The organism is Pseudomonas sp. PDM14 (genome assembly GCF_014851905.1).
In the GTDB taxonomy this organism is placed as follows: Bacteria; Pseudomonadota; Gammaproteobacteria; order Pseudomonadales; family Pseudomonadaceae; genus Aquipseudomonas.
Window position 1 is genome coordinate 1952302 of record NZ_JACVAQ010000001.1, and the last position, 10949, is coordinate 1963250.

The following is a 10949-nucleotide window of genomic DNA, read 5'->3' on the forward strand; positions in this document are numbered from 1 at the left end:
ACGCGTGGTCCCGACCAGACGCAGAACGCGCGTCAGGCCGCGTTCTTGACGGGGGTCTTCTTTTTCTTCTTCGGCACGACGTATTTCAGCAGGCCCTGGAACCAGATCACCTGAGCAGGGTTGCCCTGGATCTGGATGTCCTTGTTCTGGATGCCCTGCATGAAGGCCAGCTGCTTGTTCTTCGCCTGCATGGTGGCGAAGCCGTACAGCGCATCCTTGAAGCCGATGGCGAAGGCCGGATCGCTGGCCTTGCCGGCGCGGCTGGTGACGCGTTGATTCTTGATGACGAACTGGCGGGAAACCTTGCCGTCCAGCGTGTGCAGCTGGAACACCAGGTCCTTGCCTTCCAGCTGCTGCCGGAATTCCGGGTTGCTACGGCTGGCTTTGGCCATCAGGCGGCCCAGCATCCAGAGGAGAAAGCGGAATTTCATGGCGCACAGCCTCGAAGTCAGTGAAATCGGCGGCGCATTGTAGCGGTTTGCCGAAGGGACTACATCCCGTCAGGCGAGGCATGCAGAGAGGGATTTCGGGGTGGTCCGGGGCCTGACGGCCCCGGACGCGGAGCGCCTTAGTTGACGGCGTCCTTGAGGGATTTGCCCGGCTTGAAGGCAACGGTGTTGCTGGCTTTGATCTTGACCGGCTGACCGGTCTGCGGGTTCTTCCCGGTGCGAGCACCGCGATGACGCTGCAGGAAGGTGCCGAAGCCAACCAGGGTCACGCTGTCCTTGCGGTTGAGCGCGCTGGTGATTTCTTCGAGAACGGCGTTGAGTACGCGATTGGCCTGGTCTTTGGTCAGGTCAGCCTTTTCGGCAATGGCCGCGGCGAGTTCGGGTTTGCGCATAGATGCCTCTTTGACGGTTTGTTGTTTTTGTGTCCGTGCTGTCCGTCCGGAACAGCGCCCAAGGCGCCGCAACAGCTCTGCGCTGCGGCAGACCGGGGGAGAATGGCACGCCATGGGAGACCGCGCCAGTGCTGCCCCGCCGTTTACACGAGCAAAGGCAAGGCGTTTGTGACAGAACAGCCGTTATTTTTGCCAAAACCCCCATCCATGACGGTGATCGAGGGGGCCGTACATGACGCCGCCTGACGGGCGGTAGCCGGAAACGCAAACGGCGACCCTGAGGTCGCCGTTTCGCTGAAGCTGCCGCCACAATCAGGCGATTTCGATCATCTCGAAGTCGGCCTTGCCCACGCCGCAGTCCGGGCACAGCCAGTCGGCCGGTACATCTTCCCAGCGCGTGCCGGGGGCGATGTCATCGTCCGGCCAGCCAAGCTTCTCGTCATAGATCAGGCCACAGACCACGCACTGCCACTTCTTCATCACACATAACCTCGTCATCGGGCGGACTCGACCTGCCTCTACGGGCATTTCCCTGGTCGCAAAATCAGCAGGCTTTGTACTGGCAGGCGGCCCCATGACGCAACCCCCAGGCAGTCTGCGGCGCCATACGGCATGCTAAGCTCGCCGCCGTCCGCAGCCGCTTAAGCCCGCCAACGTGCCATCCGCCGCCCTCGTTCACCCTCCCCGCTGGCTCACCTGTGCCCAACTGCATCCGGCGCCGCCGGCGCTGCAGCGCGACTGGCTGTTCGACCAGCGCTCGCTGACCCGCCGCCTGACCGAGCTCAGCAACGGGCGGTTCAGCGTGCTGCCGCTGCAGCAGGGCTGGCAGGTGCTGCGCAACGACGAATGCAGCAGCCTGCAGGTGCCGCAGGGCAGCCAGGGCTGGGTGCGCGAGGTGTTCCTGCGTGGCGCTGGCGAGGCCTGGGTCTTCGCCCGCAGCGTGGCCGCACGCCAAGCCCTGGAAGGCTCCGGCCTGGACCTCGGCAAGCTCGGCAGCCGCTCGCTCGGCGAGCTGCTGTTCAGCGACCGCGCCTTCGCCCGTGGCGAGCTGGAAGTCTGCCGCTACCCCAGTGCCTGGCTGCCGGCCGAAGTGCGCGACGAACGCCTGTGGGGACGCCGCTCGTGCTTTCGCCGCGACGGCCTCGGTGTGCTGGTCGCCGAGGTGTTCCTGCCAACCTTCTGGGACCACGCCGGCCAGTAGTCACGCAGGCACGAACCGAGCGCCGCGCATGCTTCGCCCGGCAGGCACCCCGTATAATCGCCGCACTTCGCCCGGAGAGCCGCCGATGTACACCGCCCTGCTGCAATCACTCAACCGCCTGCACCCGCGCACCTGGGACTTCATCCAGCTGATGCGCCTGGACAAGCCGATCGGCATCTACCTGCTGCTGTGGCCGACGCTGTGGGCATTGTGGGTGGCGAGCAAGGGCGTGCCGGATTTCAAGCTGCTGCTGATCTTCACCCTCGGCGTGCTGCTGATGCGCGCCGCCGGCTGCGTGATCAACGACTACGCCGACCGCGAGTTCGACGGCCACGTCAGCCGCACCCGCGCACGCCCGCTGGCCAGCGGCAAGATCACTGCGCGCGAGGCGCTGACCCTGTTCGCCGCGCTGGTCGGCCTGAGTTTCGTTCTGGTGTTGTTCACCAACCTGACCACCATCGCGCTGTCCTTCGGCGGCCTGGCACTGGCGGCCTGCTACCCGTTCATGAAGCGCTACACCTTCTACCCGCAGGTGGTGCTGGGCGCGGCCTTCTCCTGGGGCATGCCGATGGCCTTCACCGCGGCGACCGGCGAACTGCCGCCGCCCGAAGCCTGGCTGCTGTACCTGGCCAACCTGCTGTGGACCGTGGCGTACGACACCTACTACGCGATGACCGACCGTGAGGACGACCTGAAGATCGGGGTGAAATCCACCGCCATCCTCTTCGGCGAGGCTGATCGGGTGATCATCCTCACCCTGCAGGTGCTGGCCCTGCTGTGCCTGGGCCTGGCCGGCGCGCGCTTCGCCCTGGGTAGCTGGTTCCTGCTCGGCTTGCTCGGCGCCGCGGCCTGCTTCGCCTGGGAATTCTGGAGCACCCGCCAGCGTGAGCCGCAGGCCTGTTTCGCCGCCTTTCTGCACAATCACTGGGCGGGTCTGGCGATCTTCCTCGGCATCGTCGCGGACTACGCCCTACGCTAGCTGCAGCGCCACTGTCACATCGCTGCAATAATTCCGTTATCTAATGCGGCGCAAGACAGATGAACCGAGGCAGGACCCATGGTTGGCAAGAACATCCTGATCGTCGATGACGAAGCACCGATCCGCGAGATGATCGCGGTGGCCCTGGAAATGGCCGGCTACGACTGCATCGAGGCGGAAAACACCCAGCAGGCCCACGCCCTGATCGTCGACCGCAAGCCGGACCTGATCCTGCTCGACTGGATGCTCCCGGGCACCAGCGGCATCGAGCTGGCCCGCCGCCTCAAGCGCGACGAGCTGACCGACGACATCCCGATCATCATGCTCACCGCCAAGGGCGAAGAGGACAACAAGATCCAGGGCCTGGAAGTTGGAGCCGACGACTACATCACCAAGCCGTTCTCGCCGCGCGAACTGGTCGCCCGCCTCAAGGCCGTGCTGCGCCGCGCCGCGCCGAACGATGGCGAGTCGCCGATCGAAGTCGGCGGCCTGCTGCTCGACCCGATCAGCCACCGCGTGACCATCGACGGCAAACCCGCCGAGATGGGCCCTACCGAATACCGCCTGCTGCAGTTCTTCATGACCCACCAGGAACGCGCCTACACCCGCGGCCAGTTGCTCGATCAGGTCTGGGGCGGCAACGTCTATGTCGAGGAGCGTACGGTCGACGTGCATATCCGTCGCCTGCGCAAGGCGCTCGGCGAAGTCTATGAGAACCTGGTGCAAACGGTGCGCGGCACCGGCTATCGTTTCTCCACCAAAAGCTGAAACGCCCCTCTAAGGACGCATCGAGTTGAATCAGAACTGGCGGAGTGCGGTGGGGCGTCATCTCTTGCTGCTCCTGGTGCCATGCCTGCTGGTCGGCCTGGTCAGTGGCGAGTACGCCTTGCCCTTGCTGATCGGCATTGGTGCCTACCTGGCCTGGCACATCAAGCAGCTGCTGCGCCTGCATACCTGGCTGCGCGAACGCCGCCCCGATGAGGCACCGCCTGAAGGCTACGGCCTGTGGGGCGAGATCTTCGACAACATCTATCACCTGCAGCGCCGCGATCAGCGCGTACGTGGCCGCCTGCAGGCGGTGATCGACCGCGTGCAGGAGTCCACCGCCGCCCTGCGCGACGCGGTGATCATGCTCGACCGCGACGGCAACCTGGAGTGGTGGAACCGCGCCGCGGAAACCCTGCTCGGCCTGAAGACGCCGCAGGACAGCGGTCAGTCGATCACCAACCTGGTACGTCATCCGCGCTTCAAGGAATACTTCGAGCAGGGCGAGTTCCGCGATGCCCTGGAGCTGCCCTCGCCGGTCAACGATCATCTGCACCTGCAGTTGCAGATCACCCGTTATGGCAACAGCGAGCACCTGATGCTGGTCCGTGACATCACCCGTCTCCACCAGCTGGAGCAGATGCGCAAGGATTTCGTCGCCAACGTCTCCCACGAACTGCGCACGCCGCTGACGGTGATCGCCGGCTACCTGGAAACCCTGCTGGACAACGTCGAGGACGTGAACCCGCGCTGGCTACGGGCGCTGCAGCAGATGCAGCAGCAGGGCGCGCGCATGCAGAACCTGCTCAACGACCTGCTCCTGCTGGCCAAGCTGGAAGCCACCGACTACCCCTCGGACAACGTGCCGGTGTCCGTCGACCTGCTCCTGCTGAGCATCAAGAACGATGCCCAGGCATTGTCCGCTGGCCGCTGCCACCGCATCAGCCTGGAAGCCGACCCCCACCTGCGCCTCAAGGGCAGCGAGACGGAGCTGCGCAGCGCCTTCTCCAACCTGGTGTTCAACGCGGTGAAGTACACCCCGGACGAGGGCGAGATCCGCATCCGCTGGAGCGGTGACGAAAACGGCGCGCAGTTCAGCGTCACCGACAGCGGTATCGGCATCGAGACCAGGCACCTGTCGCGCCTGACCGAGCGCTTCTACCGCGTCGACTCCAGCCGCGCCAGCCATACCGGTGGCACCGGCCTCGGCCTGGCCATCGTCAAGCACGTGCTGTTGCGCCACCGCGCGCGCCTGGAGATCGCCAGCGTGCCAGGCAAGGGCAGCACCTTCACCTGCCATTTTCCGCCGCAGCAGGTGATTCGGCGGGGCTAGGCGCTCGTGTGACTTGCAATCGCTGCCGCCAGCCTCCAACCTTTAGCGATCTTTCGCCACCCGACCCCCTCAATGGACCCTTCTCCTAGTTCCGTCGCCACCTATTTCGCCGACTTCGGCCTTATTCTGTTCGCCCTGTTCCTCGTGCTGCTCAACGGTTTCTTCGTGGCCGCCGAGTTCGCCATGGTCAAGCTGCGTTCGACCAAGGTCGAGACCATCGCCGAAGAGAACGGCTGGCGCGGACACATCCTGCGCACCGTACACAACCAGCTCGACGCCTACCTCTCGGCCTGTCAGCTGGGCATTACCCTGGCCTCCCTCGGCCTCGGCTGGGTCGGCGAACCGGCCTTCGCCCACCTGCTCGAACCGCTGTTCAGCTACGCCGGCATCGAGTCGCCGAAGCTGGTCCACGCCATCGCGTTCTTCTTCGCCTTCTTCATCATTTCCTACCTGCACATCGTCGTCGGCGAGCTGGCCCCCAAATCCTGGGCGATCCGCAAGCCCGAGCTGCTCTCGCTGTGGACGGCCGCGCCGCTGTACGCCTTCTACTGGCTGATGTACCCGGCCATCTACCTGCTCAATGCCAGCGCCAACGCCATCCTGCGCTTCGCCGGCCAGGGCGAGCCCGGGCCGCACCACGAGCACCACTACAGCCGCGACGAGCTGAAGCTGATCCTGCACTCCAGCCGTGCCCGCGACCCCAGCGACCAGGACATGCGCGTGCTGGCCTCGGCCGTGGAAATGGGCGAGCTGGAAGTGGTCGACTGGGCCAACTCCCGTGAAGACCTGGTCTACCTGAACAGCGACGCCAAGCTCGACGAGGTGTTCAGCCTGTTCCGCCGCCACAAGTACAGCCGCTACCCGGTATATGACGAGGAGAACGCCACTTTCGTCGGCATCCTGCACATCAAGGACCTGCTGCTGCACCTGTCCTTGTTGGAGATGCTGCCCTCGGCGCTCAAGCTCAGTGAACTGCTGCACCCGGTCGAGCGCGTGACCAAGCACATGCCGCTGTCGAGCCTGCTCGAGCAGTTCCGCCAGGGCGGCGCGCACTTCGCCTTGGTCGAGGAAGCGGACGGCAAGGTAGTCGGCTTCCTGACCATGGAAGACGTGCTCGAAGCACTGGTCGGCGATATCCAGGACGAACACCACAAGGCCGAGCGCGGCATCCTCGCCTACCAGCCGGGCAAGCTGCTGGTGCGGGGCGACACGCCGCTGTTCAAGATCGAGCGCCTGCTCGGCATCGACCTCGATCACATCGAGGCCGAGACCCTGGCCGGGCTGGTCTATGAAAGCCTCAACCGCGTGCCGGAAGAGGAAGAAGTGCTGGAGACCGAAGGCCTGCGCATCATCGTGAAGAAGATGAAAGGGCCGAAGATCGTCCTGGCCAAGGTGCTCAAGCTCGATTGATCGAGCGGCGCCGGGCTCCCTGCCCGGCGCCTTCCGTTTCGCCTCCCGTCAGCCCCATTCCCGTCCCTGGTCCAGATGCTGGTCGACCAGCCATTTGCCGTGGGCGATGGAGGCATGCTGGGCCTTGTCCAGCTCGCTGAGGAAGCGACAGTCCATCGGCAGGACCAGGCGTCGCGTGGTCTCGCCGTCCGGCGTGGTGATCTGGCAACCGCCGGCCCACGGCGTGGGAATGCCCGGATGCTCGACGACATCGGCGCGAATGGCATGTTCGCGGTGAACGCAATGCAGGGTAGTCATGGCAGGTACCTCGCTGGCGTGGTGGTCTTCTTCACCATAAAGCAGCCGGTCACGGCCACGCCCGACAGCTGACGAAGGGTCGCCCCGCGCGCCTCGAGAAGCGGATGAAATGCTCGCGCTGTGACCGGACTCTCCGTTTCCCGCCAGCGATCGGATCGGTGGCCGCCCGCTGCGCAAGACATTGCACAGGGGGCATTGCCTACCATCGGCAGGGTTCGATCAGGGAGCGAGGAACCCGGCCATGACCGGCTATGTAGCCAACAACCGCGCGCAGCGGCGCGAGATCACCCCAGCCCGCGACGAGGTCTTCGACAGACAGGCGGCGCGCCAACTTGAAGGTAAAGGCACGGTAGCGACGTCCTGCCTGGTCGGCATGCGTTTCGTCTGGAGCAATGGCGAATGCGTGGAGACCGGCCTGCCCTACGCGCTGACCGCCGCCGAAGGCGCGCGCCTGCAGGGCGGCCTGGATGCCCGCGGCAGCTTCACCCAGACCCTGGCGGCGAGCCGCTACGACGCGCAGCTGCTGGCCGATACGGATGTCGATGCTGAGGTCACACAGGCGCGCGAGGAGCTGCAGGCCGCACTGGACCAGATTCTCGCCGGTGAACGTGCCGAAGCGGCGGCACTCAAGGCCGAGCAGGACCGCCGCCATCCGCTGCTGAACCAGCTGCACCTGCGCCTGAAGTTCGGCCAGGGTTTCTTTCTCGGCGCCTGGGGCCTGCTCCGTTCAGCCAAGGAGTACACCGACCTGGTCAACCCGCACACCCAGCTGTGGAACATGCTGGTCAGCTCCTGGAGCGCCACGGTCGGTGAGCAGGAACACTGGGGCCAGGCCTTCCTGCGTAACTACGGCGCCAGCCAGCACCGCGAACTGGTCGAGGCCCTCGGCTTCGACCCGGCGAGCATCACCCGCGAACAATTGGCCGACGCCTACGAGCTGGCCTGCTTCATCTACGCGGATGGCCCGAGCAAGCAGATACTCGGGCGCTTTGCGGTCGACTACGCGCGCGCGCAGAACGTCGAGGAAGTGGCCGAATTCGGTGGCGGTGCGGTGTTCGAGATCGTCCTCGCGGCGCTGCTCATCGTCCTCACCGGCGGCGCCGGGCTGGCAGCCCGTGGCGCCGTGTCGGTGCGCTACCTCGGCGCGCTGAAGCGTCTGGGCGATGCCGCGAAGAGGCTCGCCGCGGCGCTCAAACGGCTGCGCCTCAAGCGCCTGGGACGCGCCAGTGGCAGAGGCTCGGCGGCGCAGGTGATCGAGGTCGAACGGCCGCCCGCAATCCCGCGGGAAACCCTGGCGGTCCCGGCGGCACGCAACTGGTCGCACCTGACCCTGAGTCAGCGCCATTTTCCACACAAGGTGACCATTCCCAAGCAGACCGGCAACACCATGTACACCGTGGCGCCGGAGGTGGTGGCCAGGGACCTGGCGGAGATCCACCGCCTCGGTGACCAGATCCGCACGGGCGAAACCTTCACGCCGTCGTCGGGGCGTACCTTCGGCATCCACGACGGCTCCATCCACCCCATCAGCGGGCCGGGTACGATGAACATCACCTCGGCCGAATACAACATACTCGTCACCGCGAAGAAGAAGGGCCTGGACAATGCGCGCAAATCGTTGGAAATGATGACCGGCAAGGGTATTTTCAGCGCCGAACAGCGGACCCGAACCGCCCAGCTTCTCGACCTCATGCAAGCCCGGGGTGTGCAATGACCGAATCCGTGGACCTGATCCTCAAGGCCGAATTGAGCGAGGCCGAGCTGCTGGCGCAGCTCAATCAGCTGCTCGACGCCGGCGTCGAATCCGCCGACGTGCCGCGTGATGGCGCCCGCCTGTTCCTCATGCACTTCAACCACGAACGCGGCTTCGCCACCACCTGCAGCCTGTGCTGGGGCGACCCGCAGCTGCAGGTGGACGACCTGGCCCTGGCCCGCCAGCTGGCCGCACGGCTGGATAGCGACGTGCTGCTGCAACCGCGCAACCTGGAGCTGCCGCTCGGTCTGCAATGGTGTCTGGTAGATCCGCAGGGGGCGCTGAGCGCGGTAGAGATCATCGAACTGGAAGACGGCATCGAGGTGCGCCGCGAGCCGCGCCTGTCACTGCAGGCCTGACGGCGGGGGAAGGAGCGGCAGCGCCCGCCAGGGGCGCCGCCGAGGGGCGGGTCAGGCGATGGCGCCGAGCGGCGATTCTTTCGGGTTCGGCCCGTACTGGTTATCGCCCGGGGTGCTGTCGAGCAGCATGAACACCAGCAGAACGATGCCGCCGATCAGCGGGACGAAGGCGATCAGGCACCACCAGCCGCTGCGGTTGGTGTCGTGCAGGCGGCGGATGGTCACGCCGATCGACGGCAGCAGCACCGCCAGCGCGTACAGGCTGCCGAGCAGACCCATGCCCTGGGACAGGCTCAGACCGAGCACGCCGTCGATGATGCCGAGGACGACGGCGGCGATCAGGTTGAACAGGAAGAACATCCAGTATTCCTTGCGGCGCGCCCGGCCGGTGAACACCGCGTACTGCTTCAGAACGTCGAGATACCAGTTCATAGTCATCCTTTCCTTGTGCCCCTGGGATAGGCAGACGCCAGCCGGGGTGATGCCGGTGCCTGCGTGCTGGGCACCGATTGAAGCCTATTCACCCGCGCAACTTACAGCACCGCATCGCACGAATGCGGGCTACCTGACAAAAGTCGCGCGTACGCGCTTGGAAACCAGCATGTACGGCACCCAGATCAGCGCCGGAATTACCGCACGCATGAGTTCCAGACTGGTAGCGGGGTCGAACACCGGCTCGTCCGGGGCGACCAGCAGAAAGGCGAAGGCATCGGCGACGATGAACAGCGGGGTGAACAGCAGGATGCCGATGTACAGGCGCGGGAACAGCTGGCGGCGGGTGAAGAACAGCACGCCCGCGGTCAGCCAGGCGCAGACCAGCGCGGTGTTGAGCACGATCTCGGCGTAGATCAGCGGCGCGAAGTAGGCGGTGTAGTCGGCCGTGCCCGGCGTGCTGAGCAACGCGAAGGTGCCGTCGTCGAACAGGCCCACGTACAGCGGCACGTACTCGTAGAGCATGCGCAACGGGCCGATGATCAGGCCCAGGCCAACCAGTATCAGCCAGCCGCCGAGGCCCTCGAGGTTCTTTTCTGTGCTCATGCTGCATCCCTGCCAGGCTGCAGGACCGGCGCGCCCATCGCGCCGTTCTTTGCAGCGGGCGCCACGCTAGCGCATCTGACGACAACTGCAAAGCAGGCCCACACACCCATGATGCAACAGTACTGGCGCCTCAGGCCGGCACGGTGCGGGTCAATTGTTCGAGCAATTCCAGGTCGGTGTTCATCCCCGAGGTCTCGCGGATGCGCGCGAGGATCTCGCGCTTGAGGGCGAGGAATTCCGCCGACAGCTTCATGTCCTGATTGCGCTCGGCGGGCAGCGGCACGTCGTAGATGGTGTCGATGCGACCCGGCCGCGGCGCCATCAGCACCACGCGCCCACCGAGGTAGATGGCTTCCTCGACGTCGTGGGTGACGAACAGGATGGTGCTCTTCTCCAGCCGGTGCACGTGGCGGATCAGGTCGTGCATTACCTCGCGGGTCTGCGCATCCAGCGCACCGAACGGCTCGTCCATCAGCAGGATCTGCGGCTTGGGCATCAACGCCCGGGCAATCGCCACGCGCTGCTGCATGCCGCCGGAGAGCTGGTTGGGATAGGCCTGGGCGAAGGCCGACAGGCCCATCAGGGTCAGCAGCGCTTCGGCGCGGCCGCTGGCCACCTCGATGTCGGCCTCGCCGCGCACCGTGTCGCTGATCACCTTGAGCTGGCGGCAGAACTTGATGTTCTCCATCACCCGCAGCCAGGGGTACAGGCTGTAGTGCTGGAACACCATCGCCCGGTCGATGCCCGGCCCGTTGACCGCATGGCCGTCGACGAGGATTTCGCCGAGGCTGTGCTGCTCCAGGCCGCCGATGCTGCGCAGCAGGGTCGACTTGCCGCAACCGGAAGCGCCGACGAAAGTGATGAATTCGTTGGCCCGGATATCCAGGCTTACATCCTGCAGCGCCTGTACTTCGCGACCCTGGCTCTTGAACACCTTGCCGACGCGGCGGATCTGGATCTTGCTCTCGCTCAT

General features: G+C 65.5%; 14 protein-coding genes. 7 read left to right on the forward strand and 7 right to left on the reverse strand.

Annotated features, from left to right (window positions below; all coding sequences use genetic code 11):
• Positions 1–32: 32 nt before the first annotated feature.
• The 3 genes from IB229_RS09225 to IB229_RS09235 form a co-directional block, all read right to left on the reverse strand.
• Positions 33–431, reverse strand: coding sequence for a helicase (locus tag IB229_RS09225; protein ID WP_192327320.1), 399 nt, complete (start codon positions 429–431; stop codon positions 33–35).
• A 137-nt stretch (positions 432–568) separates the two neighbouring features.
• Positions 569–841, reverse strand: a complete 273-nt coding sequence (locus IB229_RS09230) for an HU family DNA-binding protein (protein WP_021218870.1) — start codon at positions 839–841, stop codon at positions 569–571.
• A 312-nt stretch (positions 842–1153) separates the two neighbouring features.
• Positions 1154–1321: a rubredoxin gene (locus IB229_RS09235; RefSeq protein WP_192327322.1), complete on the reverse strand. Its 168-nt coding sequence runs from the start codon at positions 1319–1321 to the stop codon at positions 1154–1156.
• 175 nt (positions 1322–1496) lie between these two features.
• Between IB229_RS09235 and IB229_RS09240 the strand changes: the two genes are divergently transcribed.
• The 5 genes from IB229_RS09240 to IB229_RS09260 all read left to right on the forward strand — a co-directional run bounded on the left by IB229_RS09240 (position 1497) and on the right by IB229_RS09260 (position 6529).
• Complete coding sequence (locus IB229_RS09240; RefSeq protein ID WP_192327324.1) at positions 1497–2042, forward strand: chorismate--pyruvate lyase family protein; 546 nt, start codon at positions 1497–1499, stop codon at positions 2040–2042.
• A gap of 85 nt (positions 2043–2127) precedes the next feature.
• Entirely contained in the window at positions 2128–3021 is an 894-nt protein-coding gene (gene ubiA / locus IB229_RS09245) for a 4-hydroxybenzoate octaprenyltransferase (RefSeq protein ID WP_192327326.1), read from the forward strand.
• A gap of 78 nt (positions 3022–3099) precedes the next feature.
• Positions 3100–3789, forward strand: a complete 690-nt coding sequence (phoB, locus tag IB229_RS09250; RefSeq protein ID WP_192327328.1) for a phosphate regulon transcriptional regulator PhoB — start codon at positions 3100–3102, stop codon at positions 3787–3789.
• A gap of 25 nt (positions 3790–3814) precedes the next feature.
• Positions 3815–5119, forward strand: a complete 1305-nt coding sequence (phoR, locus tag IB229_RS09255; protein WP_192327330.1) for a phosphate regulon sensor histidine kinase PhoR — start codon at positions 3815–3817, stop codon at positions 5117–5119.
• A 72-nt stretch (positions 5120–5191) separates the two neighbouring features.
• Positions 5192–6529 carry a hemolysin family protein gene (locus IB229_RS09260; protein WP_192327333.1) on the forward strand — a complete coding sequence of 446 codons (1338 nt, stop codon included), beginning with the start codon at positions 5192–5194 and terminating at the stop codon, positions 6527–6529.
• A gap of 48 nt (positions 6530–6577) precedes the next feature.
• On the opposite strand, the gene IB229_RS09265 is transcribed toward IB229_RS09260, so the two are convergent.
• Positions 6578–6826 (reverse strand): hypothetical protein, encoded by a 249-nt coding sequence (locus tag IB229_RS09265; RefSeq protein WP_192327336.1) that lies wholly within the window; start codon positions 6824–6826, stop codon positions 6578–6580.
• A 241-nt stretch (positions 6827–7067) separates the two neighbouring features.
• Between IB229_RS09265 and IB229_RS09270 the strand changes: the two genes are divergently transcribed.
• Together IB229_RS09270 and IB229_RS09275 are read left to right on the forward strand one after the other, a co-directional pair.
• On the forward strand, positions 7068–8540 hold the full coding sequence (locus IB229_RS09270; protein ID WP_192327339.1) for a hypothetical protein: 1473 nt from the start codon (positions 7068–7070) through the stop codon (positions 8538–8540).
• Complete coding sequence (locus tag IB229_RS09275) at positions 8537–8938, forward strand: hypothetical protein (protein ID WP_192327342.1); 402 nt, start codon at positions 8537–8539, stop codon at positions 8936–8938. The genes IB229_RS09270 and IB229_RS09275 overlap by 4 nt, the downstream gene beginning before the upstream one ends.
• Before the next feature lie 51 nt (positions 8939–8989).
• Here the strand turns inward: IB229_RS09275 and IB229_RS09280 are convergent, their stop codons facing one another.
• The 3 genes from IB229_RS09280 to IB229_RS09290 all read right to left on the reverse strand — a co-directional run bounded on the left by IB229_RS09280 (position 8990) and on the right by IB229_RS09290 (position 10949).
• The gene (locus IB229_RS09280) at positions 8990–9370 is read right to left on the reverse strand and encodes a DUF805 domain-containing protein (RefSeq protein WP_192327345.1); all 381 of its coding nucleotides are present in this window, start codon (positions 9368–9370) and stop codon (positions 8990–8992) included.
• 129 nt (positions 9371–9499) lie between these two features.
• Complete coding sequence (locus tag IB229_RS09285) at positions 9500–9976, reverse strand: DUF2569 domain-containing protein (protein ID WP_192327348.1); 477 nt, start codon at positions 9974–9976, stop codon at positions 9500–9502.
• 130 nt (positions 9977–10106) lie between these two features.
• Positions 10107–10949 (reverse strand): ABC transporter ATP-binding protein, encoded by an 843-nt coding sequence (locus IB229_RS09290; protein WP_192327351.1) that lies wholly within the window; start codon positions 10947–10949, stop codon positions 10107–10109.

Excerpts from the sequence above, each read along its gene's own strand:
- IB229_RS09260 (WP_192327333.1), top strand. The coding sequence starts at position 5,192 with ATGGACCCTTCTCCTAGTTCCGTCGCCACCTATTTCGCCGACTTCGGC.
- IB229_RS09235 (WP_192327322.1), bottom strand. The coding sequence starts at position 1,321 with ATGAAGAAGTGGCAGTGCGTGGTCTGTGGCCTGATCTATGACGAGAAG.
- IB229_RS09230 (WP_021218870.1), bottom strand. The coding sequence starts at position 841 with ATGCGCAAACCCGAACTCGCCGCGGCCATTGCCGAAAAGGCTGACCTG.
- IB229_RS09270 (WP_192327339.1), top strand. The coding sequence starts at position 7,068 with ATGACCGGCTATGTAGCCAACAACCGCGCGCAGCGGCGCGAGATCACC.
- IB229_RS09280 (WP_192327345.1), bottom strand. The coding sequence starts at position 9,370 with ATGAACTGGTATCTCGACGTTCTGAAGCAGTACGCGGTGTTCACCGGC.
- ubiA (WP_192327326.1), top strand. The coding sequence starts at position 2,128 with ATGTACACCGCCCTGCTGCAATCACTCAACCGCCTGCACCCGCGCACC.
- IB229_RS09290 (WP_192327351.1), bottom strand. The coding sequence starts at position 10,949 with ATGAGCGAGAGCAAGATCCAGATCCGCCGCGTCGGCAAGGTGTTCAAG.
- IB229_RS09275 (WP_192327342.1), top strand. The coding sequence starts at position 8,537 with ATGACCGAATCCGTGGACCTGATCCTCAAGGCCGAATTGAGCGAGGCC.
- IB229_RS09225 (WP_192327320.1), bottom strand. The coding sequence starts at position 431 with ATGAAATTCCGCTTTCTCCTCTGGATGCTGGGCCGCCTGATGGCCAAA.
- phoB (WP_192327328.1), top strand. The coding sequence starts at position 3,100 with ATGGTTGGCAAGAACATCCTGATCGTCGATGACGAAGCACCGATCCGC.
- IB229_RS09285 (WP_192327348.1), bottom strand. The coding sequence starts at position 9,976 with ATGAGCACAGAAAAGAACCTCGAGGGCCTCGGCGGCTGGCTGATACTG.
- IB229_RS09265 (WP_192327336.1), bottom strand. The coding sequence starts at position 6,826 with ATGACTACCCTGCATTGCGTTCACCGCGAACATGCCATTCGCGCCGAT.